The 24,122-nt window shown below is 49.8% G+C and carries 31 protein-coding genes and 1 pseudogene; 29 read left to right on the top strand and 3 right to left on the bottom strand.

The annotated features are described in order from the left end of the window. Positions 1 to 35: 35 nt before the first annotated feature. The 25 genes from AC3ZPD_RS01350 (at position 36) to AC3ZPD_RS01470 (ending at position 19,390) form a co-directional block, all read left to right on the top strand. Positions 36 to 680: a bifunctional 2-keto-4-hydroxyglutarate aldolase/2-keto-3-deoxy-6-phosphogluconate aldolase gene (locus AC3ZPD_RS01350; protein ID WP_490982464.1), complete on the top strand. Its 645-nt coding sequence runs from the start codon at positions 36 to 38 to the stop codon at positions 678 to 680. Positions 681 to 838: 158 nt separating this feature from the next. Then, on the top strand, positions 839 to 1,276 hold the full coding sequence (locus tag AC3ZPD_RS01355) for a MarR family winged helix-turn-helix transcriptional regulator (protein WP_490982465.1): 438 nt from the start codon (positions 839 to 841) through the stop codon (positions 1,274 to 1,276). Positions 1,277 to 1,358: 82 nt separating this feature from the next. Continuing rightward, complete coding sequence (locus tag AC3ZPD_RS01360) at positions 1,359 to 1,940, top strand: NAD(P)H-dependent oxidoreductase (protein ID WP_490982466.1); 582 nt, start codon at positions 1,359 to 1,361, stop codon at positions 1,938 to 1,940. Between the two features lie 236 nt (positions 1,941 to 2,176). Continuing rightward, on the top strand, positions 2,177 to 2,455 hold the full coding sequence (locus AC3ZPD_RS01365) for a hypothetical protein (RefSeq protein WP_490982467.1): 279 nt from the start codon (positions 2,177 to 2,179) through the stop codon (positions 2,453 to 2,455). Between the two features lie 294 nt (positions 2,456 to 2,749). After that, the gene (locus AC3ZPD_RS01370) at positions 2,750 to 3,541 is read left to right on the top strand and encodes a lipid II flippase Amj family protein (RefSeq protein WP_490982468.1); all 792 of its coding nucleotides are present in this window, start codon (positions 2,750 to 2,752) and stop codon (positions 3,539 to 3,541) included. A gap of 248 nt (positions 3,542 to 3,789) precedes the next feature. After that, the gene (locus AC3ZPD_RS01375) at positions 3,790 to 4,107 is read left to right on the top strand and encodes a hypothetical protein (protein ID WP_490982469.1); all 318 of its coding nucleotides are present in this window, start codon (positions 3,790 to 3,792) and stop codon (positions 4,105 to 4,107) included. After that, positions 4,104 to 4,742, top strand: a complete 639-nt coding sequence (locus AC3ZPD_RS01380; protein WP_490982470.1) for an HAD family hydrolase — start codon at positions 4,104 to 4,106, stop codon at positions 4,740 to 4,742. Before AC3ZPD_RS01375 ends, AC3ZPD_RS01380 begins: the two co-directional genes overlap by 4 nt. A 68-nt stretch (positions 4,743 to 4,810) precedes the next feature. Then, positions 4,811 to 5,284 carry an NUDIX hydrolase gene (locus tag AC3ZPD_RS01385; protein ID WP_490982471.1) on the top strand — a complete coding sequence of 158 codons (474 nt, stop codon included), beginning with the start codon at positions 4,811 to 4,813 and terminating at the stop codon, positions 5,282 to 5,284. Between the two features lie 8 nt (positions 5,285 to 5,292). Further along, entirely contained in the window at positions 5,293 to 5,997 is a 705-nt protein-coding gene (locus tag AC3ZPD_RS01390; protein ID WP_490982472.1) for a class I SAM-dependent methyltransferase, read from the top strand. A gap of 77 nt (positions 5,998 to 6,074) precedes the next feature. Beyond that, on the top strand, positions 6,075 to 6,386 hold the full coding sequence (locus AC3ZPD_RS01395) for an antibiotic biosynthesis monooxygenase family protein (RefSeq protein WP_490982473.1): 312 nt from the start codon (positions 6,075 to 6,077) through the stop codon (positions 6,384 to 6,386). 54 nt (positions 6,387 to 6,440) lie between these two features. Beyond that, positions 6,441 to 6,791, top strand: coding sequence for a VOC family protein (locus tag AC3ZPD_RS01400; protein ID WP_490982474.1), 351 nt, complete (start codon positions 6,441 to 6,443; stop codon positions 6,789 to 6,791). Between the two features lie 281 nt (positions 6,792 to 7,072). Beyond that, the gene (locus AC3ZPD_RS01405) at positions 7,073 to 7,489 is read left to right on the top strand and encodes an Rrf2 family transcriptional regulator (RefSeq protein WP_490982475.1); all 417 of its coding nucleotides are present in this window, start codon (positions 7,073 to 7,075) and stop codon (positions 7,487 to 7,489) included. 129 nt (positions 7,490 to 7,618) lie between these two features. Then, positions 7,619 to 8,494, top strand: a complete 876-nt coding sequence (locus tag AC3ZPD_RS01410) for an SDR family oxidoreductase (RefSeq protein ID WP_490982476.1) — start codon at positions 7,619 to 7,621, stop codon at positions 8,492 to 8,494. 195 nt (positions 8,495 to 8,689) lie between these two features. After that, the gene (locus tag AC3ZPD_RS01415) at positions 8,690 to 8,944 is read left to right on the top strand and encodes a hypothetical protein (protein WP_490982477.1); all 255 of its coding nucleotides are present in this window, start codon (positions 8,690 to 8,692) and stop codon (positions 8,942 to 8,944) included. Positions 8,945 to 8,983: 39 nt separating this feature from the next. After that, positions 8,984 to 9,949, top strand: coding sequence for a D-2-hydroxyacid dehydrogenase family protein (locus AC3ZPD_RS01420; RefSeq protein WP_490982478.1), 966 nt, complete (start codon positions 8,984 to 8,986; stop codon positions 9,947 to 9,949). Positions 9,950 to 10,138: 189 nt separating this feature from the next. Beyond that, a complete protein-coding gene (locus tag AC3ZPD_RS01425) occupies positions 10,139 to 10,855 on the top strand; it encodes an AAA family ATPase (RefSeq protein ID WP_490982479.1) in 717 nt (238 codons plus the stop codon). Positions 10,856 to 10,940: 85 nt separating this feature from the next. Next, positions 10,941 to 11,468 carry a GNAT family N-acetyltransferase gene (locus AC3ZPD_RS01430; protein ID WP_490982480.1) on the top strand — a complete coding sequence of 176 codons (528 nt, stop codon included), beginning with the start codon at positions 10,941 to 10,943 and terminating at the stop codon, positions 11,466 to 11,468. Beyond that, positions 11,465 to 12,052 (top strand): hypothetical protein, encoded by a 588-nt coding sequence (locus tag AC3ZPD_RS01435; RefSeq protein WP_490982481.1) that lies wholly within the window; start codon positions 11,465 to 11,467, stop codon positions 12,050 to 12,052. The genes AC3ZPD_RS01430 and AC3ZPD_RS01435 overlap by 4 nt, the downstream gene beginning before the upstream one ends. 25 nt (positions 12,053 to 12,077) lie before the next feature. Further along, positions 12,078 to 12,635 (top strand): GNAT family N-acetyltransferase, encoded by a 558-nt coding sequence (locus AC3ZPD_RS01440; RefSeq protein WP_490982482.1) that lies wholly within the window; start codon positions 12,078 to 12,080, stop codon positions 12,633 to 12,635. An 80-nt stretch (positions 12,636 to 12,715) separates the two neighbouring features. Beyond that, positions 12,716 to 14,212 carry a dipeptidase PepV gene (gene pepV / locus AC3ZPD_RS01445; RefSeq protein WP_490982483.1) on the top strand — a complete coding sequence of 499 codons (1,497 nt, stop codon included), beginning with the start codon at positions 12,716 to 12,718 and terminating at the stop codon, positions 14,210 to 14,212. 67 nt (positions 14,213 to 14,279) lie between these two features. Beyond that, positions 14,280 to 14,696: an asparaginase gene (locus AC3ZPD_RS01450; RefSeq protein ID WP_490982815.1), complete on the top strand. Its 417-nt coding sequence runs from the start codon at positions 14,280 to 14,282 to the stop codon at positions 14,694 to 14,696. Between the two features lie 23 nt (positions 14,697 to 14,719). Then, entirely contained in the window at positions 14,720 to 15,187 is a 468-nt protein-coding gene (locus tag AC3ZPD_RS01455) for a DinB family protein (protein WP_490982484.1), read from the top strand. A gap of 203 nt (positions 15,188 to 15,390) precedes the next feature. Then, positions 15,391 to 15,879, top strand: coding sequence for a DUF5680 domain-containing protein (locus AC3ZPD_RS01460; protein ID WP_490982485.1), 489 nt, complete (start codon positions 15,391 to 15,393; stop codon positions 15,877 to 15,879). A gap of 5 nt (positions 15,880 to 15,884) precedes the next feature. Beyond that, positions 15,885 to 16,826 (top strand): glutaminase A, encoded by a 942-nt coding sequence (gene glsA / locus AC3ZPD_RS01465; RefSeq protein ID WP_490982816.1) that lies wholly within the window; start codon positions 15,885 to 15,887, stop codon positions 16,824 to 16,826. A gap of 101 nt (positions 16,827 to 16,927) precedes the next feature. Then, the gene (locus AC3ZPD_RS01470; RefSeq protein WP_490982486.1) at positions 16,928 to 19,390 is read left to right on the top strand and encodes a heavy metal translocating P-type ATPase; all 2,463 of its coding nucleotides are present in this window, start codon (positions 16,928 to 16,930) and stop codon (positions 19,388 to 19,390) included. A 121-nt stretch (positions 19,391 to 19,511) separates the two neighbouring features. Here the strand turns inward: AC3ZPD_RS01470 and AC3ZPD_RS01475 are convergent, their stop codons facing one another. Further along, complete coding sequence (locus AC3ZPD_RS01475) at positions 19,512 to 19,718, bottom strand: DUF1657 domain-containing protein (RefSeq protein WP_490982487.1); 207 nt, start codon at positions 19,716 to 19,718, stop codon at positions 19,512 to 19,514. Positions 19,719 to 19,916: 198 nt separating this feature from the next. On the opposite strand from AC3ZPD_RS01475, the gene AC3ZPD_RS01480 reads away from it, so the two are divergent. The 3 genes from AC3ZPD_RS01480 to spoVAD are packed head-to-tail and all read left to right on the top strand — an operon-like array spanning position 19,917 to position 22,289. Continuing rightward, positions 19,917 to 20,777, top strand: coding sequence for a DUF421 domain-containing protein (locus AC3ZPD_RS01480; RefSeq protein ID WP_490982488.1), 861 nt, complete (start codon positions 19,917 to 19,919; stop codon positions 20,775 to 20,777). Between the two features lie 11 nt (positions 20,778 to 20,788). Continuing rightward, positions 20,789 to 21,259 (top strand): stage V sporulation protein AC, encoded by a 471-nt coding sequence (gene spoVAC / locus AC3ZPD_RS01485; RefSeq protein ID WP_490982489.1) that lies wholly within the window; start codon positions 20,789 to 20,791, stop codon positions 21,257 to 21,259. A 19-nt stretch (positions 21,260 to 21,278) separates the two neighbouring features. Beyond that, positions 21,279 to 22,289 carry a stage V sporulation protein AD gene (spoVAD, locus tag AC3ZPD_RS01490; RefSeq protein ID WP_490982490.1) on the top strand — a complete coding sequence of 337 codons (1,011 nt, stop codon included), beginning with the start codon at positions 21,279 to 21,281 and terminating at the stop codon, positions 22,287 to 22,289. A 73-nt stretch (positions 22,290 to 22,362) separates the two neighbouring features. Here spoVAD and AC3ZPD_RS01495 read toward each other — a convergent pair whose 3' ends face one another. Then, a complete protein-coding gene (locus tag AC3ZPD_RS01495) occupies positions 22,363 to 22,803 on the bottom strand; it encodes a DoxX family protein (RefSeq protein WP_490982491.1) in 441 nt (146 codons plus the stop codon). 96 nt (positions 22,804 to 22,899) lie between these two features. Between AC3ZPD_RS01495 and AC3ZPD_RS01500 the strand changes: the two are divergent. Next, positions 22,900 to 23,158 (top strand): annotated as a pseudogene (locus AC3ZPD_RS01500) (MerR family transcriptional regulator); the annotation flags it as partial. A 481-nt stretch (positions 23,159 to 23,639) separates the two neighbouring features. Here AC3ZPD_RS01500 and AC3ZPD_RS01505 read toward each other — a convergent pair. Further along, positions 23,640 to 24,014, bottom strand: a complete 375-nt coding sequence (locus AC3ZPD_RS01505; protein WP_490982492.1) for a hypothetical protein — start codon at positions 24,012 to 24,014, stop codon at positions 23,640 to 23,642. Positions 24,015 to 24,122 lie beyond the last annotated feature (108 nt).

A 24,122-nucleotide genomic window follows, 5' to 3' on the forward strand; every position in this document is an offset into this window, starting at 1 on the left:
AAATTATAGAAACCAACTAAAGGAGAAGAGGACCGATGAAAAAATTGAAGGTGCTGGGAAGTTTGACCGAATGTGGAGTTGTGGCCGTTATCCGTGCTGAAAATGCGAAGGAAGCCGTCAAAATGTCTGCAGCCTGTATCCAGGGAGGTCTAATCAATATCGAGGTAACCTTTACAACACCGGGAGCGGATGAGGCCATTCGTGAACTGGCCGCCGAATACGGAGAACGAGCCGTTATCGGCGCGGGAACCGTCTTGGACCCCGTGACGGCCCGTATTGCCCTTCTGGCAGGCGCTGAATTCGTGGTTAGTCCTTCTTTTGATGCAGAGACAGCCCGGATTTGTAATTTGTACGGCATCCCTTACATGCCGGGCGTGTTGACGCCAGGAGAAATCAAAGAGGCGCTTAAGTTCGGAGTGGACGTGCTCAAACTGTTCCCGGGCAGTGCTTTTGGCCCTGATTACATCAAAGCTGTCAAAGGTCCGATGCCGCATGTGAACATCATGCCAACCGGAGGCGTTGATTTGGACAACATGGAGCAGTGGCTGAAATCCGGCTGTATAGCCGTTGGGATTGGCGGCAACCTGACGGCCCCGGCAAAACAAGGGAACTATGATAAGATTACGGAACTCGCTGCGGCTTATGTAGCTAAATTTCGGTCGCTTCGCGGCACGAAATAAGAAAGGCTGTTTTTAACTAACTCGTAAAAGAACCAACGTTTCCCCTCGGTTAAAAAGTGGATGTTTCATCTCAGGATGAGCAACCTGCTTTTGAGCTGAGGGGATTTTTCTTGTTGTCTAAGAAGCTTTAACCCGAAGTTGACGATGCATAGACATCTATGTATAATCGAATCATGCTTAAATACAACTCAGCATCCATGATTGGAAAAATTAACGACGCCGTACACAGCAAAATTGTATCCGAGCTGGAGAAAAACGGAATTGAAGGCATGGTGCCTTCTCATGGCGATATCCTGGTTTTTCTTTATCGGGAAGACGGGTTATCCGTGAAGGAGCTGGCCGAGAACATCCATCGCACACAGCCGACGGTCACCGTTCTGGTGAACAAGCTGGAGCAGCTTGGTTATGTGAAACGAATCAAACGGAAGGAGGATGCAAGAGTGACCTCCGTATATTTGACCGAGAAAGGAAAGGAATTGGAGCCTGTGTTCCGAACCATTTCGAATTCCTTAAACGAGGTCATTTATGGAGGTTTATCCGATTCGGAAAAAGAACAGCTGGAATATTTGTTGCAGCAGGTGTATCGCAGGTTTTAAAATTCATTTTTTTATTTTTTGTTAAAATCATAGATATCTATGCAGTTTAACGATTCTATAAAAGGATACGGAGGAGATCAAAATGAAACATTTAATCGTATACGCCCATCCCAATGAAGGAAGCTTTAACCAAGCTATTCTCGAAACAACAACAAATGCTTTGAAAAACAAGGAACACGAAGTAGTTGTTCGTGATTTGTACGCGCTCAATTTCCAGCCTGTGCTCAAACCTGAAGATACAGAGGCTATGAAAGCGGGGCAAACGCCTGCCGATATTCGAACCGAACAGGATTATATTACGCAAGCAGACGTGATTACGTTCATTTATCCGATCTGGTGGACAGGTTTGCCGGCTATTCTTAAAGGATATGTCGATCGCGTATTTGCTTACGGCTTCGCTTATGCTTATGGCGCAGAGGGGATTGACCAGCTGCTGAAGGGCAAAAAAGGCCTGATCATCAACACCCAAGGTACGCCAATAGAAATTTACGATCAAATCGGGATGAGCGATGCGCTTAAGCTTACTTCTACCGCCGGAATTTATGGTTTCACGGGCATTGAGTCCGTAGGGCATTTACTGTTCGGGAATGTTCCGGGTGCAGGTGAAGAAGTCCTCAAGGGCTATTTAAAAGAGGTTGAAGAGACAGTTCATTCCTTGTTTTAAGAAAAAATAGTTTTTCTGGATTCCCTCAGATCGCAGATAAACAGGATTCATCTTTGGATGAGTTTTGCTGGAGCGATTTGGGGGATTTTTTTGCGGCTAAGAAAGCTGGAAGAATATGAGAGAGGCCCTGGGGCTGAATTCGAACCAGTTGAGGAAGGAACTGGATATCCGCAGGGAGAAGTAGTGAGAGGGGCAAGTGGGGACGAATTAATTCGAAGAGAAAGAGATGACCTTTCATGATCGTTTTGTATGGAACCGGAGTTGCAATAATTTTAACCGTTGCGCTTTCCTTCATCATCGGGCCGTATAGTGGAGCGGTTCTTCTCGCTGTGATTTTTGGACTAGTATTATCCAATTACCAAAGGAACAAGGAAATTCAGACGGACCTGCTTCTTATCAAAGAAAAGTTGGGGATCAGAGAACAAAATGAATTTGAAATGAGCAATGAGGATATCGAAAAAAAGTTAGAGCTATATTTAAATGAGGACGCTTCAAAGAATAGAGCCGATAGATGAGCCTACAAAATCAAATTCGGCGTTTGATTCGGAAGCACTGCGGGTACGTAAAAGCGGAAAAAATCTAAGAGTTGTGAGCGGCGCTAATGGGGTTCAAATAGGGCTACAAAATTTAACGGCTGCCAACGGGCCTGATTCTCTTAGGTAAAGGGGGAAGCACGATGACAACCGTTAGCGCAGAGCCAGCAAATGGAGCCAGGAAACAGGCTGTAGAGCCGGTGAACCGGATAAACCGAGGGTGAATAGTGAACTAGAGTAGACCCTAAAATGAATCTTTCACTGGAGAATTTTCCTATGACACAAAATTTAATTGTTATCTTCATTTTAACCATGATCATTCATATGTTTGAAACCTTGTCTTATTCGTTGCGTCTGGCGGGAATTCGGGTAAATAAACTGGCGGTCGCGCTTTCTTTAACGGGGATCCTTGTTTTGGTTTCGAGAACGGCCAATCTGATTCAGGCTCCTTTGACGGCTAAATTTATTGATTACGCGAAGATACATCCTTCTTATAACGTGCTGGGTGATCTCCGGATTATCCTTGTGGCCTCTTCCCTTGGAACCCTGCTGGCTATAATGCTTTTCCCGACGTTTGTGCCGATTTGGGGAAGGGTGATTACGAGATTTGAAATTGCCGGTTCGCTGCCCAAAATGATATCAAGCGTCACGTTGGGACAATTAAGAAACGTAAAACATTACGTCAGAAAACCCTCTTTTCGTATTTCAAATTTTCGGTATTTGGGGATCCCCAAAAGATTTATTTTATTAAACGTGCTGGTCACCGGCATTTATTCCGTGGGTGTTTTGTCCTCGTTATATGCAGCTCATTTGGTGCCCGAGTTAAGCACTTCGGCATCCCAGTCTTCCGGATTGATTAATGGCATTGCAACCATCCTGCTTACCATCTTTATCGATCCGCAGATCGGTTTGATTACCGATAAAGCTTGTCACGATGAGCGGTACAAAGAGAAGATCGGCAGAATTTACGTCATGCTGATGGTTTCCAGACTGCTGGGCACGATGCTGTCGCAAGTGCTGCTGATCCCGGCGGCTTATTTTATTGGCACAATGATTCGGTTCATATGAAGATTCCGGAAGGATGCAGAACGTTTTCAATTCAAGTAAAGTGAGCTAAACGGGTAGGGCTTTTACTGGATGATCAACTGAATGAAAGGTGTGGCTTTTTGAGAAAATACGGGATCTCTATTCTAGTTTTTTCTTATTGGTATCCGTCTTAACTTAACGTTTCTTTATTGATGAGCATTACAAAATGACGCCCGGTAAGGGGAAGTCAAAGGGGCATATGAATCCTTTAAAGAAAGGGGACTAAAGTCATGGACCCTATCCTTAGGGAAATCCGTGTATCCGATTATCCGGATATCTATTGGCTGAATCAGGATTTCAACCCCAAGCTGGCGCTTTTTCCCGCGGAGAAAGTTAAAGAAAGGATTGAAATCATCACCCGAAAAACTCAGGATGTGATCTTTGTTTATGAGCTCAACCAGGAGGTTGTAGGTTATATTCATGGCAATCCGTATGAATTGTTGGTATCCGATTCTTTGGTTAACGCTCTGGGATTTGTAGTGAAAGAGCGGTACAATACTTCTCAGAATGTCACAGATAAGAAAACCGACAAGGAGACCTTAGGATGAAAGCTTTTATTTTTGATATGGATGGCGTGATTATCGACAGCGAACCTATCCATTTTGAGATAGATTTGGTCACGCTTGATTATTTTGGGGTTCCGTTTACTAAAGAAAAGCTGGAGCCTTACGTGGGAATGACCAATCCTGAAATGTGGAAAATCATCCGGCAGGAGCAAGGACTGATTCCATCGGTCGAGGAAATCATTGAATATCAATTGAAGAGAAAGCTGTCCCATCTGGACGAAATAGACATCGAACCTATGGACGGCATCCGGGAGCTGATTTGCGGCCTGCGAAGGGCGGGGATCCCCATTGGGCTTGCCTCCTCGTCTCCAAGGATTTTTATTGAACGGGTTCTGAAAAAGTTCCGGCTATACGATGAATTTACGTCCATCATTAGCGGGGAGGAAGTGCCGCAGGGGAAACCCGCGCCGGATATCTATCTTGAAACCTCACGTTTATTAAAGGTGAGTCCCCACGATTGCTGGGTGCTTGAAGATTCAAGGCACGGGATCGCCGCGGCCAAAAAAGCGGGCATGAGCTGCATCGGCTTCGTAAACCCGAATTCGGGGGATCAGGATTTGTCTTCGGCTGACCTGATCGTAAAATCGATTAGTGAAATAAAGATTTCAGATCTATAGGAAAAGAGGGGACGACCATGGACAAATCCACCCAACCCTCCTCCTTTGTAAACTGGGGAGGTCATTCCGTGAAGCTTACCTGGTTCTCAAAGGTTTACCCCGAAGATTTAAGCAAAGTGACCAGTGTTCACGGATTTTGTTTTGAAGACGACAAGGTGCTGCTGGTACAGCTCAAAGAAAGAGGGTTTGATTTTCCTGGAGGCCATGTGGAAATAGGAGAGACACCCGAAGAAGCGTTTCACCGCGAGGCGTACGAAGAAGGATATGTCAGAGGAGCAATTCAGTATCTCGGCATGATCGAGGTCAGTCATGAAGAAAATCCTCTATTCGACCCTAACGGCAGATATCCAAGGGTGGGGTACCAGCTTTTTTACCGGATGGACGTTACGGAACGATTGCCTTTTGCAAGAGAACATGAGTCGGAAACCCGAATTTGGGTGGAGCCGGCTGAGATGCCTTACTTGATCAAGGACCATGAGCTGGCTATTACGGCCATAAAGGAAGCGTGCGGGATGAGGTCAGAAATAAAAGAATTGTTTTGAGGTGAACCATGAACCGTCTGCAGCTCATTAGGCAAAAGGAAAAAGAATATCACGATGATGCTTATGAACGCTTTGAGCTTTTTCAGCCCGGTTCCTGGTTGCACAAACCGGTGCGGTCAATCATGGAGCTGTTGGTCCATTTCGCTGACAAGGACGATTTGCGGGTACTTGATTTAGGCTGCGGAGTGGGAAGGAACAGCATTCCCATAGCTGAAAGCATGAAGCATAAATCGGGAGAGGTCGTATGCGTTGATTTGCTGGAATCGGCCATTTCCAAATTGGATGGTTACAGTCGGCAGTTTGGTGTGACGGATAAGATTCGTCCGGTGCTGTCGGAAATTTCGGCATTTTCTATTGCGGAGCGGTATTTTGATCTGATTATTTCCGTTTCCGCCCTCGAACACTTGGATTCCGAAGCTAGTTTTTATAACGGGATAGGTAAAATGATATCCGGCACGAAACCTGGCGGTATAAATGTCATTATCATGAGTACAGCGGTTAAAGAAACCGTTAAGGATACGGGAGAGAGTCTTGAACCGATGTATGAGCTTAAGTTTGACACCAATTTTTTGCTCCAGGCTCTGGAAGGGCTTTATGAGGGGTGGAAAGTATTGAAAAAGACAGTCAAACCTTATGTCGTGGAAATCGAAAGAGATGGCCGAACAATAAAGCTGGAAAGCAATGTCGTCACTTGGACGGTACAAAGGTCATAACGGGTGAATCTGCTTGGCAAGCAGGGCATATAATGGGAAAAGTGCCAGTAAGGAAAATGAAGCAGAGGTGATACAGGATGCAGGTGCTGGAAGTGGCTATTTTGCAAGTTAAACCCGGAACGATTAACGATTTTGAGAGCAGTTTCAGAAAAGCCTCCAAGATTATTTCAGGCATGAAGGGGTATATCAGCCACGAGCTTCAGAAGTGTATTGAAACGGAGAATAAATATATTTTGCTGGTGAGATGGGAGTCGCTTAAGCACCACACCATCGGGTTCAGGCAATCTGAAGAATACCAGGAATGGAAAGCGCTGCTGCATCATTTTTATGACCCCTCCCCTGAAGTGGAGCATTACATCAATATCAACGTAAATGTAGGAGAGGCATGATTTTGAGGTGAATTTTCCTGTTTACATTCCTGTTAAAAAATGGAGGTTTTCGGCATGCCGCCTATTCTCAAAGAAATCGGTACGGTGTTTATACCTGTAAGCAGCATTGAAGCCGCTCGGGACTGGTATTGCGGTATTTTGGACATCCCGGCTGAAGGGGAGATCCAGTTCGGACATCTTTATGTCCTGCCGATGAGAGGAACAAACATCGTTCTGGATAGTAAAATGTACGCCGAAGATCGGATTTACAAAATCCCGGCTTTTCATTTTAATACCCAAAATATTGAGGAAGCCTACGAATATATGAAGGACAAAAACGTCGATTTGGCCACGGGCATTGAACACAACCATTGGTTCAACTTCAGGGACCCGGACGGGAATCTTTTGATGGTCTGCAAACGTTAGGAGTCTGCAAACGTCAAATCATAGGTCACAGGTCAGCAAATTTTTAGGTTTTTTTATAAAAAGTTAAGGACGGCTTAAGCCGATTTTAAGCCAGCCGGGCTAAGATATAAATACATACCCCCTACAAAATATAGATTGGCTGCTCCGGAATTTGTGGTTATTTTGGAGCAGTCCTTTTTTTTATTGTGATGATCTTACACCTCGCGAAAAAGCTGATGCTGAAAATAATCTTGACACTGCATTCCGAAGTAACTAAAATGGTTACAACGGTGGTGTTGCACATGAAGCAAATAAGCACGAGGTTTTCCATAGCTGTCCATACGCTTTCGCTGATTGCCCAAAATCCCCATGAATGTACGGGCGATTTTATTGCAGCAAGCGTAAACACCAACCCGGTTGTGATCCGGCGAATTATGGGCATGCTGAAGAAGGCCGGTTTGGTCGAGGTGCGTCCGGGCGTCGGAGGGGCTACTCTCCTGAAGAGTCCTGAGCAGATCACGCTGCTGGATGTTTACCGGGCCGTTAATGCGGCGGAAGAAGACCAGCTGTTTCGGGTTCACGAGAACTCCAATATTCAATGTTCCGTAGGCCGGAATATCGAGTCGGTCCTTCAAAGCGAATTTTTGGAGGCCCAAAAGGCTATGGAGCAAAGGCTGGCCCAGACCACGCTCGAAGACTTAAGGGCTAAATTTATATGAGAAAATGAAAAGGCCGCTGCGGCGGACAAGGTTCTGGAACAACGTCGAAAGACGTTTTTTCATAGATGAGTTGTAACTATTGTTGTTATAACAAAAATACTTACATCAATTATTGGGGAGGAATTTCAAATGAAGTTGTTGGTTACAGGAGCTACGGGTAAACTGGGTACCAAAATAGTGGAGGTTTTGTTAAAAACCGTACCTGCAGAGCAGCTGACGGTAAGCGTACGTAATCCCGAGAAAGCGGAAAACTTCCGCGTCCGGGGAGTGGAGGTACGCCATGGCGATTTCGACCAGCCGGAAACGCTGGATCGGGCTTTTGCAGGAATCGACCGCTTGTTGATCATTTCCGCCGACGGAGACACGGATACGCGGATTCGCCAGCATACAAACGCAGTGGAAGCGGCAGCACGGGCAAAAGTAGGTTTTATCGCGTACACCAGCCTTGGAAAAGCAAGCGAAAGCCAATTGTTCCTCGCTCCGGTACACCGCGTTACCGAGGAAGTTATCCTTAAAACCGGTATTCCTTATTCTTTTCTGCGGAACAACTGGTATTTGGAAAATGAAACTTCCAGCATTCAAGGCGTATTGGCGGGGGCACCTTGGGTGACTTCGGCGGGCAATGGCAAAGTAGGCTGGGCGCTGCAGCTGGACTACGCCGAAGCGGCAGCTGCTGTGCTGGCCGGCGAAGGTCACGAAAATACCATCTACGAGCTTTCCGGCAAACCGCTGACCCAAGAAGAACTGGTTTTGGTGCTAGGCCGTGTGCTTGGCAAGGAAATTTCGGTACAAAACGTGGACGAGGCTACCTATGCGGACATCATGAAAGGTGCCGGCGTCCCTGAACCGGTTATTCCTTTCCTGCTTGCGATCCAAAAAGGCATCCGCGACGGAGAATTGGATATCGAAAGCGGCGATTTCGAAAAACTGCTTGGCCGTCCAGTGACACCAATTGAGCAAGGCTTGGAGCAAATCGTGAAGCAAAGTCAGGCCGCCAATAACTAATTTCAGAAACATAGAACAAATAGAGGACTGGTCCCCGGAAGGAGGCCGGTTTTTCTTCTTTATGGGATGCCGATCCTGCGCCCAGAGAAGGAGCCGTCCCATTCATGGAGAATACAAGAAGGGAACAGCTCGGAAGCTGCAAAGAAACTTTAAGGAAACAGCATGGAAATTATTGGAAAAAGAAGGGGATTAGCGATGAGCACGCGGCCGGAAGTTTTCTCCATCAGTCAGACTGTCATCGAAGACCTCGATGAATGGGTTTTGCTGTTCAATCAATACCGCGTGTTTTACGATCAGCCGTCCGACCCCGAGGGGGCGAGGGTATTTTTACGGGATAAGTTCTGCCATCTGGATTCTCAATGTCTGTATAGGCTCAAGGCTCAACGTCTTTACGAAAGTTTGGGATACAAAAGGGATGAAGAATATTTGCATTATTATTTAACGATATAAACGCGATATAATTGATGGCTTAAAAGGAGGGGTTTTACGGTGAGCAGCAAACTCAAATGTGCAATTTTGGACGATTATCAGGAGGTTGCCCTGCAAATGGCCGATTGGTCGGCGCTTGCCGGGCGGGTGGAAGTTACGGTTTTTAAGGAGCATATGGCTGAAGAAGATGAAATCGCCCAAACTCTGCGGGAGTTTGAGATTATTATCCTTATGAGAGAGCGCACTCCTTTTCGGGCATCCTTGCTGGCACGTCTGCCGAAACTGAAGTTACTGATCACGACGGGGATGCGGAATGCTTCCGTGGACATGACTGCTGCAGCTGACCGGGACGTTGTTGTGTGCGGAACGGGAGGTCATTCGGAGCCGCCGGTGGAATTGGCCTGGGCCCTGATTTTAGGCCTTGCCCGGAACCTTGCCCGGGAGCATCAGGCGATGCAAACCAACGGTCCTTGGCAGCAAACGATAGGGACAGATTTGAATGGCAGCACGCTGGGACTTTTAGGGCTCGGAAGAACAGGCAGTCGCATGGCCCGGATCGCTAAGGCGTTTGATATGAATGTTGTGGCTTGGAGCCAAAACCTTACGGCAGAACAAGCGGAAGCGTCAGGGGCTCGATTGGCGGCTTCCAAGGAAGAACTGCTGCGTTCGAGCGATTTCGTTTCCATCCATCTGGTGCTTAGCGACAGAACCAAAGGATTGATAGGCGCGGCCGAGCTTGCCCAGATGAATGCCTCCGCTTATCTGATCAATACCTCGCGGGCACCGATCGTTGTTCAGGCCGCCCTTATACAAGCTCTTAAAGAGGGAACCATAGCGGGTGCAGGTCTTGATGTTTATGAGCAAGAGCCGCTGCCCTTCAGCGATGAGCTGCGCAGGCTGCCAAATGTGCTGCTGGCCCCGCATCTGGGTTACGTGACGCAAAGGAACTACCAGACTTTTTACGGCGATGCGGTTGAGGATATCCGTTCCTATTTAGAGGGCCAGCCGGTTCGGAAGCTGAATTAGGGTTAGAAATTTCAGAGGTCTTTTATTATACGGAGAGGGTTTCGGATCTGGCGCGCTCCATCCGGTTTTACGAGCAGGTTTTTGACGCCAGGGTGCTCGTCACGGGAAGGAAGCTGGCTTAATGCTGATCCAGGATATTCGCGAATTGAAGCAGAAAGTTATTACATTAAGCAGAAAGGTTATATCCACATGTACCTTCATGAATTGACGAAGCTGAATGACAAAATTACAGCCCCCGGACAATATCCGTTTAACATCCCGTCTATCAGCAGCCTGGAAACCTTATCTTTCCGGAAAAAGATTACCTTTTTCGTCGGAGAAAACGGGTCGGGCAAATCCACGTTGCTTGAAGCCATAGCTTATCAATGCGGGTTTCATACGGCAGGCGGAGGCAGGAACAATAGTTATGATCTGGCAGCGTCCGAGGCCAGGCTCGGCGATTATATCCGTCTATCGTGGCTGCCCAAGGTAACGTCGGGATTTTTCCTGCGGGCGGAATCTTTTTATCAGTTTGCCAATCATATTGATGAGATTGCCAAGGAAGATCCGGATGTTTATGAAGCCTACGGAGGGAGATCCCTGCATGAACATTCGCATGGCGAGTCGTTTTTTGCGCTTTTCAGAAACCGGTTCGGTCGCCGGGGCATATATCTGCTGGACGAACCGGAAGCGGCTTTATCCCCGAACCGGCAGCTGGCTTTTTTAAGTATGATTCATGAGCTGCAGAAGAGCGCCCAACTGATTATCGCCACCCATTCTCCCATCCTTCTGGGATACCCGGAGGCGGATATTTATGCGTTTGGAAGAAAAATCGAACCGATCCTCTACGAAGACACGGAGCATTACCAGGTGACCCGACGTTTTTTGGAAAATCGAAAAATGTATCTGAAGGAACTGCTGGACTAATCGCCGCCTCATTCGATCAAAGCGAACATTTAAAGGCTACATAACTAAAAAGGGCTTGATTGAGCAGAACGAAAGGGGATCAACCATGAAAATTCCGTACGCTTCTAAGGAAAGAGGAATGCTGCATATGGGAGTTTCTATTCGCATAAAACAACCACACGAGCCGCCCCCTTACGATTTGCTTCTTTCCGCCGATCCTTCGCGCCGCCTGGTCGATGAGTATCTCCGGATAGGAGAATGTTATCTGGCTTTTGTGGACGGCGAGCTGGCGGGGGAAATCCTTCTGGTCCGGAGGGGACCGGATACGTCCGAAATTATGAATCTGGCCGTAAGGGAACTTTTTCAAGGGAAAGGAATAGCTAAAGCGCTGATTGCGTATGCCTGTCAGAAGGCCGGCGAACAAGGCTGCGTGCGGATGGAGATCGGTACGGGCAATTCCAGCTTGAATCAGCTGGCGCTTTATCAGAAATGCGGATTCCGAATCATTGGCGTGGAGCGGGATTTTTTTGTGAGGAATTATAAAGAAACGATTTATGAAAACGGAATTTGGTGCCGGGATATGATCAGGCTGGGGCTGGATTTGAACCCGGGAGGCAAACAGGAGGGGAAATGAATTTTAACTTGAAATCCACTGACTGGAGCGTTACGTTCAGCACGGATTATGAGCTGAATTTTATGGCGTATGCGGGCTGCTGCTGCGGTTTTTTTGCCCTGGACAAAGCAGGAGCGGCCAAACCTTGGCCTGACGTCCGTCATTCTCCCGACTATCGGTTGAAAAAGGAATTCCACTTCTTCTATGAAGAGATGCTAAAACAAAAGGCGGCGTTACATCAAAAGGGCGGCCCTATGCGGCCAGTGCTTAAACTGCCTGATTTTAATAAGATCGGGGACCCTGAACTGAGGGGTCTGCTTCAATCCGTATGGCCGGATTTTAAAGACTGGTGGTTTATGCCGGGAGGCGGTCATTATGCGCTCAGCTATTGGGAAGGGGCTCCCGACGTACATAGCTATCTGCGGAGCTACGAGGAGCAATCCCGAAAATTCATAACAGGAATCCGGTATTATCTTGATTTGGTTTACTGGGGAGAATCGGTCAGGGCGTTTCCGGGCGGGTATATCGTCGTGCCGGTAAATACAGGTCGTTTGCTGGATAAAGAATGGTGGTTTGAATGCTTTGATGAAACGGCCTTTCTATAAAAGAAGACTAACCAAGGAGGTACATATGTTTACTTATCAAGTGAATGACCATGTGGAACTGAAACTGCTTGGAAAAAGGCATGCCGGACCGCTTTTTGCCTTAACTGACCGCAACCGGGCGCAATTAAGAAATTGGCTGCCTTGGGTGGATGACACAACAAGCGAGGCGGACAGCGAAAGTTTTATTTCATTCAACCGGCTAAGATTTGCGGAAGAGAAGGGACTTTACCTGGGCATATTTGTTGACGGTGAACTGGCGGGCTGCATCAGCCTGAACACGATCGATCACGGCAACCGGCAAACCTCCATCGGGTATTGGCTTGGCGAAGAGTTTCATGGCCGGGGCGTGATGACGGCCGCCTGCCGGGGACTGATCCGCTATGCTTTTCATGAACTGGATTTGAACCGGGTGGAAATCCGTGCCGCGGTTGAAAATGCAAAAAGCAGATCTATCCCGGAGCGTTTGCAGTTTGTGCAGGAAGGGATCGTCCGGCAGGCGGAGTGGCTGTATGATCATTATGTGGATCTTGTCGTTTACGGGATGCTGAAGGAGGATTGGCTTAAGCTCGAAAAGAGCCGTTGATCGCGGCTTGTCTGTTGTTTCTGGTTCCGGGAGAGGCTTGAGGATTACGGTTATAAAATTCGTGAACAAAGAGGTGCGGCATGGAGATTAATTGGACAGAAGAGGCGTTCCGGCGGAAAGAACAGCTGCTTCAGGATTTATTTGGCCTGCTCCAAATCCCAAGTGTCAAAAACTTGGAGGACCGTTCGCCAGAGCGGCCTTTTGGACAAGCAGTGGGAGAGGCGCTGGAGTATACGTTGGAGCTGGCCGGACGCCTTGGATGTGAAGTCAAAAATGTGGACGGTTATGCCGGTCATGCCATTTACGGCGGAGATCCGGAAGCGGAGAAGGATACGGAGACGATTGGTATCCTCTGCCATATCGATGTCGTGCCTCCGGGGGAAGGATGGACTACCCCTCCCTTTGAGCCCGTTATCCGCGAAGGGCGGATTTATGCCCGGGGGGCGATTGACGACAAAGGGCCCACCCTTGCGGCTTTATACGGCTTGCGGATCGTCAAGGAGCTTGGACTGCCTCTGCGTAAAAAGATCAAGCTGATCATTGGGGCTGACGAGGAAAGCGGCATGAGGTGCATGACGCATTACAGAGAGGTGGAGGACATGCCGCGGTTCGGCTTCGCGCCGGATGCCGATTTTCCGATTATTCATGCGGAGAAAGGACAGATCAATGCAACGTTAAGGACGAGCGGCAGCGGCAGAAGCGAAGGGGAATCGTTTGATCCGTTCGGATTGATTTCGTTCCAGGCAGGAACCCGAATCAATATGGTGCCGGAAACGGCAACGGCGGTCCTGAAGACGGCAAACCTGCTTTACATCGATAACCTGTTAGACGAGTTTTATTCCTATTGCAGGGAAAATGGGCTTAATGGGCATGCAGATGCAGACGGCGGACGGATTACCTTGAGGCTTGAAGGCCGCTCAGCCCATGCCATGGAACCGGAAAAAGGCAGGAATGCGGGAACCGCTTTGGCCAAGTTTATTCTTGAACTGGTTCAGAACCGTGACAGAGCGGAGGCTGTTCCGGAATTGGAGCAGGCACGCCTTCAAGCGGCCCGGCAGGAGCGCCAATTCATTACCTTAGCGGCAAGCCTGCATGATGATTACTACGGAAAAATCTTCGATTTGGTTTTTGAAGACGAGGTAACCGGACCGCTTACGGTGAATCCCGGGATCCTGGCCTATGATGAACAAGACGGGGGACAAATTGGACTTAATATCCGCTGCCCGGTTTCCCTCTCTTATGAACAAACGCTCAAGCTGCTGCAGGACGAAGCGGAAGCGCGGGGGCTGATTCTTTCGTTGGATTCCCAAACGCCGCCTCATTTTGTAAACGGCAGCGATCCGGAAATCCGGATTTTGCAGGAGGTTTATTCCCGCTTGACGGGGCAGGAGCCGCGGCTGCTATCCACCGGCGGGGCTACTTATGCCCGGTTTATGGAACGCGGGGTAGCCTTCGGCGCATGTTTTCCGGGCAAAGCGATGACAGCCCATCAGAAGGACGAGTATATGGAAGTCGAAGATTTGCTGCAGGCTGCCGCCATTTATGCCTGTGCCATTTATGAGCTTGCCAAAGATTGATTTTTCATTAAGCTTATAAAAAATAGAAAGAGTGAGGAGAACTAAGGATGACATCCGTCATTGAAGTATACAGAGGAAATTTTCTCGAGAGCTCGCACGAGATTCATGCTGCCTAGAAAGAGCCGAAGCGCTGCTTACAATTGGTAAAGCAATGATGGAGCATCCGGAAATGGTCGCTGGTAAAAAACGATTCGACACGGACGTCATGCGGGCTTTTAAGGGCCGCGTCATTTCCAAGACAGGCGCCGAAGGTGTACAATGTTTAGGCATTACGGATTTGGGAATTGGCATCGCAGTCAAGACAGAGGACGGCACGGCCCGTGCAGCCGGCGTTGCGGCGCCCGAAGTGCCGAAACAGCTGGGCATCGGGAATGCCGAAACCTACAAAGAGCTCGAGTTGCATGTACATACGCCGGTTACAAATGCCCGGAAAGAAAAAATCGGAGTTATTCGGGCAAACTTTACATTAAACCGGATAAATTAAGAGTTGGAGGTTATGGATTTTATATGTCGGATATGTTTATTTTCAACCTGATGGGCACGGCCCGCGAAAACATCGTCAAACTGCTGGAAAATATGCCCGAAGCGCAGCGCGCCTTGGTGCCAGAGGGCTTTAACAATAATCTGCATTGGCAAATCGGCCATATCGTGACCATGGCCGAACGTTTGGCCTATAGTCTAAGAGGGGAGCCTTCCAATCTTCCTGCCCCTTATACGCAGTTTTTCAGCTCCGGAACGAAACCAGCGGATTGGAACGGAGAGCCTCCGGCTTGGGAAGAAATTTTGGGCATGATGCAAAGCCAGCTGGACAGGATCCGTGCAGATTTTGAAGGACGGTTAAACGAGGATTTGGCTCACCAGCAAAATTTTGCGAAAGCGAAAACCTTCCGGGATTTGCTTGAGCTGAATGTAGCTCATGAAAATTCCCATGTCGGAATGATTAACGCGATGTCGCGGATACTGAAGCAATCCTGATTTTCCATCCACGTATCTAAAAAGTTGAATAAGAATCGTTTCGCATTTGCCAGTAGCCCTGATCAAACCATCGGGGCTATAGCTTTATGTTTAGTAACAGGAGAGGCAAGATATGCGGCAATGCTTAAAGAAATCGGGATCGCAGATCGAGAAGGCGTTATGAAGGATCGGGTCAAAGGCGAAAACAACAGGAGTGAAGGGATATGGCCAATCATCATGCATTAGATAGAGATCGGTTTAAAGCCTTTTTGGTTCAAGCCAAAAAATCGGCATATGCAGCGGCAGAGGACTCCGCTTCTGTCCATCCGGTCTTAAACGGCTCCAAACAATCGGAATACCGGGAAGGCGATTTCCTCTATCGTGACGTGCATTTTGGCAAGTCCTGTTTTGCAGGACAAGAGGTAGCCGAATATCGGCGGGAGCCGGTTTGGTCCATGGTTTATGCGGGAGGGATAAAGGCCAGTGGCCAGGGGGACCCGGATTCCAGCGAGGTTTTCGACTTTCTTGGAATGGCCCTCCAGGCCATAGAGACGGATACGCCTTTTCGCGGCCCCGGCCAGTTCGTGGAGGGCGATTATAACTACAATTGCCTGTTTAATGGGGAATGGGAACGTTTTGACGGAACGGAGACGATTTTTCACCAGGGCAAGCTTGTTTATGAACTTAAGTTTAGCGGGGGGCTTATCCTATGAATGTCATGAATGAAAATGAAATGGACAAGCTGGACAGCCTGCTTCCGGGCTGGGTGGAGAACAGCCGGCCGGAGAGCGCGCACGGGAGGGTGGCCACCTACATTCCCGAGCTTTCCAAAGCCCAGTGGGATTTGCTTGGAATTACGGTTTTAAACGGAGAAGGGCGGTCATCCGAGGCGGGCGATACGGCCTTTTCTTTTACCCTGCAGAGTATTTCAAAGGTTTTTACGCTGATTCTGGCTTTAATGGACCATGGCGAAGCGGGAGTTTTTGCCAAGGTGGGCAAAGAGCCTACCGGTGATAATTTTAATTCGATGATGAAGCTGGAACTCGTGCAGCCCGCCATTCCTTTTAATCCGCTGATCAACGCCGGCGCCATCGTGATTTCATCGCTTGTCAAAGGGGATTCGCCGGAGCACAAATCCGCCCGGATTCTGGATTTCTTCCGCAGGCTTGCCGGAAACGAGCGGCTGGATTATGATCTCGGCGTGTATCGTTCGGAACGGGAGACGGGGCATTTGAACCGTTCCATGGCTTATTTCTTGCTGGATAAAGGCATACTTGAAGGAAAAGTGGAGGAAGTGCTGGACGTTTATTTCCGCCACTGCTCGATTCAGGCGAGGACCGCCGATTTGGCGCGGATGGCGCTTGTTATGGCATATAACGGCAAAAATCCTTTAACGGGAGAGCAGCTGATTCCAAGGCGGTATGTGCAGATCGCCAAAACCTTTATGATTACCTGCGGCATGTATAACGGGTCAGGGGAATTTGCCATTTGTGCCGGCATGCCGGCGAAAAGCGGCGTGTCCGGCGGCATCTTGACCTTTGTTCCCGGACGGCTGGGCATCGGGGTTGTGGGACCTTCTTTGAATGCCAAGGGAAACAGCATCGCCGGCGTACATCTGATCGAACGGTTATCAAACGAGTTTGAGTGGAGCATGTTCTAATTCAGCCGAAAGCTGGAAAATAAAAGGTCTTAAACGTTTGACAAAAATACGGTGGGGGGGTATATTGAGATCGAGAGGAAGAGGAAAGGAAGGTCCTGATCATGGAAGCAGAAGCGACTCCCCATGGATCTATAGAACCGGCGGATTTCAGAAAGGCCACCCTGCAGATTACGGGAATGACCTGCGCGGCTTGCGCAGCCCGGATTGAGAAAGGTCTCGGGAAGCTGGAGGGCGTGAAGGAAGCGAGCGTCAATTTTGCGATGGAGCGGGCAAGCGTCACGTACAATCCCGCTGAGATAAACGTACCGAAGCTGGAGGAGAAGATTGAAAAGCTGGGCTACGGCACCGTCAAGGAAACGGCTGACCTGCAGCTGATCGGCATGTACTGCGCGGCCTGCGCCAACCGGATCGAGAAAACGATCGCCAAGCTGCCCGGCGTCACCAGCTCGAACGTCAATTATGCGCTGGAGACGGCACGCGTGGAATTTAATCCTGCGGAGGTTTCGGTAGCCGATATCCAGCAGCGGGTAGAGAAGCTGGGCTATCAGGCGGTGCCCAAACAGGATCATGGCAAACAGGCGGAGCACCGGGAGCTGGCCCTTGCGAAACAGAAACGAAAGTTATGGATTTCGATTATTTTGTCCCTGCCGCTGCTGTGGGGCATGGTCAGCCATTTTTCGTTCCTGTCCTGGATCTGGATGCCGGACATTTTGATGAATCCGTGGGTGCAGCTGGCGTTTGCGACGCCGGTCCAGTTTTATATCGGGGGTCAGTTCTACAAAGGGGCTTATAAAGCGCTGCGCAACGGCAGTGCCAATATGGATGTGCTGGTGGCACTCGGAACTTCGGCGGCTTATTTCTACAGTCTGTATCTGACACTGGACTGGGCCGCAGAGGCAAGCGACGGCATGCATCATACCCCCTCCCTGTATTTTGAAACGAGTGCCGTGCTGATCACGCTGGTCATTCTGGGCAAGCTGATGGAGGCGCTGGCGAAAGGACGTTCCTCGGAGGCGATCAAAACGCTGATGGGACTGCGGGCCAAAACGGCGCTGGTCATCCGGGACGGCGAAGAGATCAGCATTCCGGCTGAGCAGGTGATTAAAGGCGATCTGGTGATAGTCCGTCCCGGCGATAAAATTCCTGTGGACGGTGAAGTGGTGGAGGGAACCTCGGCCGTAGATGAATCGATGCTGACGGGGGAAAGCCTCCCTGTTGAAAAACGTCCAGGCGACCCCGTGATCGGGGCCACGGTGAACAAAAACGGATCGATGAGAATCCGGGCGTCGAAAGTCGGGCAGGAAACGGCCCTTTCGCAAATTATCCGGATCGTGGAGGAGGCGCAAGGCTCGAAAGCGCCGATTCAGCGGATTGCGGACGTCATTTCCGGCATTTTTGTGCCGATTGTCGTCGCGATTGCGATCATCGCCTTCTTGGTCTGGTATTTCTTTGTTTCGCCCGGCAGTTTTGCCCACGCGCTTGAAATCGGCATCGCTGTTCTCGTGATCGCATGCCCTTGTGCGCTGGGGCTGGCTACGCCGACCTCCATTATGGCCGGATCGGGCCGTGCGGCCGAATTCGGAGTGCTGTTTAAAGGCGGCGAATACCTGGAATCGACGCAAAGCATCGATACGGTAGTGCTGGATAAAACAGGCACCGTAACCCAAGGGAAACCCGCTTTAACCGATGTGGAACCCGAAGAGGGGTATACCGAGCAGCAATTTCTTCAATGGGTGGCAGCGGCCGAAAAAAATTCGGAGCACCCTCTGGCCGAAGCCATCGTATCGGGAGCCTCGGAGAAAGGTATCGTTATGGGTCAGACGGAAACGTTCGAGGCCTTGCCGGGTTACGGCATCGAGGCGTCCGTCCTGAATGTGAAGCTGGCGGTGGGAACCCGCAGGCTGATGGCTAAACGGCAGGTCGAGATCACGGAAGCCGCCGAACGCCGGATGACCGAGCTGGAGCATGCCGGAAAAACGGTCATGCTTGTGGCGGCTGACGGCAAATTTGCCGGCTTGGTCGCCGTAGCGGACACAATCAAGGCCACCTCGGCCCAGGCGGTAGCCGGATTAAAGGCGCTTGGCATTCAAACGATCATGGTAACGGGCGATAATGAACGGACGGCCAAAGCGATTGCGACCGGCGCCGGCATTGACCGGGTATATGCCGAAGTGCTGCCTGAAGGCAAAGCGGAGATCATCCGCCGGCTGCAGCAGGAAGGCCGGAAAGTCGCCATGGTCGGCGACGGCATCAACGATGCGCCGGCTTTGGCCGTCGCAGACATCGGCATGGCGATCGGGACGGGCACGGATGTGGCGATTGAAGCCGCGGACGTTACGCTGATGCACGGCGATCTGAATCATATTCTGGCGGCGATCTCCGTCAGCCGCAAGACGATGCGCAACATCCGCCAGAATTTATTCTGGGCGCTCGGCTATAACGCGATCGGCATTCCGATTGCGGCGCTGGGCCTGCTGGCCCCGTGGGTAGCCGGGGCGGCGATGGCGCTCAGCTCCGTATCCGTTGTCGCCAATGCGCTGCGGCTGCAGCGGATCAAGCTGTAAACCGAGGCCTCCTTCCAAACAAGAGGAGGCCTGAATCAGCAGAGCAAAAAGTCCCGCAAGGAAGGCAGCAGCCTGGCCTTGCGGGACTTTTTCGGCTTTTTCGCAAATGGAACCTAATGAATTAGAAGCCTTTGTATTGCGGCTCTTCATTTTCCAATTGTTGAACACGGCTGGCAACTTGATCAATGATCATTTGCGTCTGTTGAGCGGCGTTCGAGAACAGGTCTTTGGCCTGTTGGTTTTGAGTGCTCAGAGCAAATGTTTCAAGGCTGGCTTGTGCGCTTTTCAGCGAAGCCACGCAAGTTTTCACTTGGGATGCAACGGTCACGGTCATTCACCTCCAACCCGGCAAGGAATTAAGCAACGTTTTATAATTTGACGATTTAAGCGCAGAAATATACATATCGAGCTTGAAATGAAAGAAAATACCATTTTTATCTTGGATCCCTAAAAGCGCATAATTATTTGGTTTCAGGCAATAATTCCATTGATCTTTGTTTACCTGGATAGGAAAGGAGTTGTTTGCATGCCGCAGTGGCTGGAAATCATTGTCCGGACTCTGGTTACGGTCGTTTTTCTGTTTGCGCTCACCAGACTGCTGGGAAAAAGGCAAATTTCACAATTATCGTTCTTCGAATACATTACCGGCATTACGATCGGGGATATTGCCTCTTCCATTTCATTAAACTTGAACGAAAAATGGTATTTGGCCGCCATCTCGCTGGTTGTCTGGGTGCTGGTTTCGCTCGGGATCGAGTTTGTCCAGCTGAAAAGCCAGCGCATCCGGGGATGGGTGGACAGCAAAGGCACCGTTCTGATCAAGGACGGCAAAGTCATGGAAGACAACATGAAGAAAGAAAGGCTCACCAACGAGGAACTGCTCGAGCAGCTTCGGAAGAAAAGCGTGTTTCGGGTTTCCGAGGTTCAATATGCGGTGATGGAGGCCAACGGCGAAATCAACGTCCTGTTGAAAAAAGAATACCAGCCGCTCACGCCGTCCGATCTCGGGGTCAAGGTGGCGCCGGAAAGCGAACCGCAAGCCGTCATTTTGGACGGGAAAATTATGGACGAGCCGCTGGCGACGGCCGGTTTTAACCGCAGATGGCTGAATACGGAGCTCGAAAAGCTCGGCGTATCCGTAGATAACGTTTTTATTGGCCAGGTCGACAGCTATGGTCAGCTGTATGTCGACTTGTTCGACGACAAGCTGAAGGTGCCTGAACCTCAGGAGAAACCTTCGTTGCTGGCCACCTTAAAGAAATGCGAAGCCGACCTGGAAATGTTCGCTTTATCAACCAAAGATAAAGAAGGCAAATCGATGTACGAGCAATGTTCCAAAGAGATGCAGAAGGTCATTGAAGGCATCCGGCCGCTGCTGATCAGTTAGGAGGGATCCTTATGGCGGATAAGAAAAAGAAAAAGCTGACGCCTGTCCAGCAGGAGTACCAAGCGTTGGCCAATAATATAGAACCCAAGCGGCCGGTGGCGGGGAACTGCCTCCGGGCTTTCGTATCCGGCGGTTTGATCTGCGTATTGGGCCAAGCCATCGAGGAGCTGTTTGTCCGTTTTGGAGGTTTTGACCACAAAACCGCCGCGGGTCCGACCGTAGCCGTTCTGATTCTGATTTCCATTATCTTAACCAGTTTGGGCGTCTACGATAAAATCGCCCAATGGGCCGGCGCAGGTACCGCCGTTCCCGTAACCGGGTTTGCCAACTCCATGTCATCCAGCGCTATTGAGCACAGGTCGGAGGGTTTGGTGCTGGGCGTCGGGGCCAGCATGTTTCAGCTGGCAGGGTCGGTGATCGTGTTTGGGGTTGCTGCGGCTTTTATCATTGGGATCATTCACCTGATTATCGACACGATTTAGCTGCTAGGAGGGAAAGCCGATGCTTAAAGGACATCAAAGCTGGATATTTGAGAATAAACCCGCCATACTTTCGGCGGCAACGATCGTTGGCCCTTTTGAAGGGCAGGGACCTCTGGTGGAGGATTTTGATACCGTGCATGGAGACCTGACGCTGGGCCAGGACAGCTGGGAAAAAGCGGAGAAGACGCTGATTGAGGAAGCGGCGAACAAAGCGATCGAGAAGGCGGGCCTGACCAAGGAGCAGATTCATTTTTATTTTGGCGGCGATCTGATGAACCAAATCATCAGCAGCAGCTTTTCGGCGCGTACCCTTTCCATCCCGTACTTCGGCATGTTTGGCGCCTGCTCTACTTCGATGGAAACCTTGGCTATGAGCGCCTATGTCGTGAATTCCGGCGGTGCCGACTACGTGCTGGCAGCAACGGGCAGCCACAATGCCAGCGCCGAAAAGCAGTTCCGTTATCCGACGGAATACGGGTCCCAGAAACCGCCGACAGCCCAGTTTACCGTAACGGGTGCCGGCGCGGCGGTGATTTCGAAAGAAGGATACGGCCCGGTGGTGACTTCAGCGACGATCGGCCGGGTCATCGATATGGGCATCACTGACCCGTTTAACATGGGAGCGGCTATGGCACCTGCGGCCGTGGATACGATCGAAGCCCATTTTCGCGACCTGCAGATCGAACCCGGCCATTACGACCTGATCGTGACCGGCGATTTATCGAAGGTCGGTTACGCTATCGCGAATGAGTTGTTCGAGAAACACCGTTTTCCGATCAACCAGACGGAGTACAAGGACTGCGGCATGATGATCTACGACTACGAAACCCAATCCGTTCAGGCCGGGGCAAGTGGCTGCGGCTGCTCGGCGGTCGTCACTTACGGCCATTTGCTGAAAAAAATAAGCAGGGGCGAAATCAACCGCCTGCTGGTCGTGGCGACCGGGGCCCTGCTGTCGCCCCTGTCTTTCCAGCAGGGCGAAACGATCCCGTGCATCGCCCATGCCGTATCCATCGAGGCGGGGAGATAAAGCATCCGCCCGTAAGTTCCCAAGCAGCCCGTTTCCCGCTCGCGGAAACGGGCTATTTTTGTGAATAAGGTCGTCAATTAAAGAAAATAAAGGCCAAAACAGCGATATAGACGGCTTGAATAAAAGCCCGCAAAGGGAGAGGGGTGGCCGGCTTTCCCCCAAAGGATAAACCGGCCGCTGCCGCTTTGACGTTGGCAGGAAAGAGGGCAAGCAGCAGCACGATCAAGCAGAAGGCTGCCGCGGTACGCAGTGAGGGAAGGACGAGCCCCGCCGCGCCGGCGATTTCCAGCCAGCCGGTTAACGTCACAAAGAATCCGGGATTCGGGAATCTATCCGGCACCATTCGGATCAGATCCTGTCTCCGCCGGCCCCAGTGGGCAGATGCGCCTATCAGCAGCATAACGGCAGACGACCACGCCAGCGGGTTCATCCAGTTGTTGAAATACGCTGCTCCGAGCCATCCAATTACTCTGAACACCACAAAAGAAACGAGCATGGCCAAGAAGGGAATCATTTTTTCACTCCAATCTATTGTTTTTCTTTAAAATAATTATTGCTTGACCTTGACGGTGCGTCAACGTGTACATTCGTTTTGTCGGGAGGTGTTCAGATGGAATATACGATTCAGCGTTTGGCTAAGCTGACCGGCGTCAGCACACGGACGCTCCGGTATTACGACGAGATCGGTTTGCTCAAGCCGGCAGGCATGACGGAGGCGGGCTACCGACTACCGACTTTACGGGCAGTCCGAGGTGGACCGGCTGCAGCAGATTTTATTTTACAGGGAGCTTGGGGGCGGCCTGGAGAAGATCCGGGAAATCCTGGATTCTCCCTACTATAACGCTTCACAGGCGCTGAGGGAACACCGCGGAATTGACGCCAAAAAAGTTCCGCTTCCCCGTTTCAGCATCCCCGGGGGAGGTTAATAAAGAACAAGTGGGAAGTGGTCAAACATCAATTCACACGTAGGAAAGACATGTTAATCGTGTATTCCGAAAGGTAGTTGATTATCCATGAACACCCGTATAAGAAAAAATAACCGAAGGCTTCGGAGGTTGTTTTTAGGCAAAGGACCCTAGAGCCATTGGGAAATGGCTTGACGGCGTTAGCTAGCAAGTTCGTTATATCGCTTCCCACTATAAAAGACTCTGCGGCGGATGCCGCAGAGTCTTTCCATGTTTTTAACGGAAATCAAGTTTTCCTCAGGATAAGATGCCAATAGGAAATAGCTTTATCGATTTCCGTTAATATCCCGGTTCCTGAGTTTACTGTAGAATAAACTCTTTTCTGCGTATCGAGAAGAGAAGATAAGAACGCAAGCGGGTGGAATTCCTATCTATCTATTGATTATTATTTATGCTTCTTAAAATACTTCTTCGCCAATTCAGTTGGTGAAAAGCGATGAGCTGCAACGAGTCGGCCAGCTGCGTTTTTCCCCCATCCTGAAACAAGGACACGGTTGCTGTTTGTAGTAAACTCAACTTCAAATTGAACCAAATTAGCAACATTCAGAACTCGGAAGCTGGAAGCGCCTGGTGAAAGAGTGAAAGTAAATGTGCTAACCAGAGCTTTTGCTCCATTCAAACGATATAAGCGGATACGTACCTTAGCATTGCTCTTTCCATTATTAACCGCCTTAGCGAAAAAAGTTCTGGACTCTCCGGGAACTGTCACCCAATTAATAGCATTTTCAACCGGACCCGTAGAATATTTTATTAAGGTCATAAATATCAACCTCCTAAAAGTGATAGGATATATTATTCTATTAGATTCATATTGATTGGGTATCTCCGGATGCTAAGGAAGAATTATTACAAAGGACAAACCATTGGA

It is taken from the genome of Paenibacillus mobilis (assembly GCF_058267595.1).

Coding starts and splice junctions, on each gene's coding strand:
- AC3ZPD_RS01395 (WP_490982473.1), top strand. CDS start 6,075: ATGCAGGTGCTGGAAGTGGCTATTTTGCAAGTTAAACCCGGAACGATT.
- AC3ZPD_RS01495 (WP_490982491.1), bottom strand. CDS start 22,803: ATGATTCCCTTCTTGGCCATGCTCGTTTCTTTTGTGGTGTTCAGAGTA.
- AC3ZPD_RS01415 (WP_490982477.1), top strand. CDS start 8,690: ATGAGCACGCGGCCGGAAGTTTTCTCCATCAGTCAGACTGTCATCGAA.
- AC3ZPD_RS01470 (WP_490982486.1), top strand. CDS start 16,928: ATGGAAGCAGAAGCGACTCCCCATGGATCTATAGAACCGGCGGATTTC.
- AC3ZPD_RS01365 (WP_490982467.1), top strand. CDS start 2,177: ATGATCGTTTTGTATGGAACCGGAGTTGCAATAATTTTAACCGTTGCG.
- AC3ZPD_RS01390 (WP_490982472.1), top strand. CDS start 5,293: ATGAACCGTCTGCAGCTCATTAGGCAAAAGGAAAAAGAATATCACGAT.
- AC3ZPD_RS01405 (WP_490982475.1), top strand. CDS start 7,073: ATGAAGCAAATAAGCACGAGGTTTTCCATAGCTGTCCATACGCTTTCG.
- AC3ZPD_RS01350 (WP_490982464.1), top strand. CDS start 36: ATGAAAAAATTGAAGGTGCTGGGAAGTTTGACCGAATGTGGAGTTGTG.
- AC3ZPD_RS01425 (WP_490982479.1), top strand. CDS start 10,139: ATGTACCTTCATGAATTGACGAAGCTGAATGACAAAATTACAGCCCCC.
- AC3ZPD_RS01360 (WP_490982466.1), top strand. CDS start 1,359: ATGAAACATTTAATCGTATACGCCCATCCCAATGAAGGAAGCTTTAAC.
- AC3ZPD_RS01400 (WP_490982474.1), top strand. CDS start 6,441: ATGCCGCCTATTCTCAAAGAAATCGGTACGGTGTTTATACCTGTAAGC.
- spoVAD (WP_490982490.1), top strand. CDS start 21,279: ATGCTTAAAGGACATCAAAGCTGGATATTTGAGAATAAACCCGCCATA.
- AC3ZPD_RS01410 (WP_490982476.1), top strand. CDS start 7,619: ATGAAGTTGTTGGTTACAGGAGCTACGGGTAAACTGGGTACCAAAATA.
- AC3ZPD_RS01380 (WP_490982470.1), top strand. CDS start 4,104: ATGAAAGCTTTTATTTTTGATATGGATGGCGTGATTATCGACAGCGAA.
- AC3ZPD_RS01430 (WP_490982480.1), top strand. CDS start 10,941: ATGAAAATTCCGTACGCTTCTAAGGAAAGAGGAATGCTGCATATGGGA.
- AC3ZPD_RS01370 (WP_490982468.1), top strand. CDS start 2,750: ATGACACAAAATTTAATTGTTATCTTCATTTTAACCATGATCATTCAT.
- AC3ZPD_RS01355 (WP_490982465.1), top strand. CDS start 839: ATGTATAATCGAATCATGCTTAAATACAACTCAGCATCCATGATTGGA.
- AC3ZPD_RS01435 (WP_490982481.1), top strand. CDS start 11,465: ATGAATTTTAACTTGAAATCCACTGACTGGAGCGTTACGTTCAGCACG.
- spoVAC (WP_490982489.1), top strand. CDS start 20,789: ATGGCGGATAAGAAAAAGAAAAAGCTGACGCCTGTCCAGCAGGAGTAC.
- AC3ZPD_RS01460 (WP_490982485.1), top strand. CDS start 15,391: ATGGCCAATCATCATGCATTAGATAGAGATCGGTTTAAAGCCTTTTTG.
- glsA (WP_490982816.1), top strand. CDS start 15,885: ATGAATGAAAATGAAATGGACAAGCTGGACAGCCTGCTTCCGGGCTGG.
- AC3ZPD_RS01480 (WP_490982488.1), top strand. CDS start 19,917: ATGCCGCAGTGGCTGGAAATCATTGTCCGGACTCTGGTTACGGTCGTT.
- AC3ZPD_RS01455 (WP_490982484.1), top strand. CDS start 14,720: ATGTCGGATATGTTTATTTTCAACCTGATGGGCACGGCCCGCGAAAAC.
- pepV (WP_490982483.1), top strand. CDS start 12,716: ATGGAGATTAATTGGACAGAAGAGGCGTTCCGGCGGAAAGAACAGCTG.
- AC3ZPD_RS01505 (WP_490982492.1), bottom strand. CDS start 24,014: ATGACCTTAATAAAATATTCTACGGGTCCGGTTGAAAATGCTATTAAT.
- AC3ZPD_RS01440 (WP_490982482.1), top strand. CDS start 12,078: ATGTTTACTTATCAAGTGAATGACCATGTGGAACTGAAACTGCTTGGA.
- AC3ZPD_RS01375 (WP_490982469.1), top strand. CDS start 3,790: ATGGACCCTATCCTTAGGGAAATCCGTGTATCCGATTATCCGGATATC.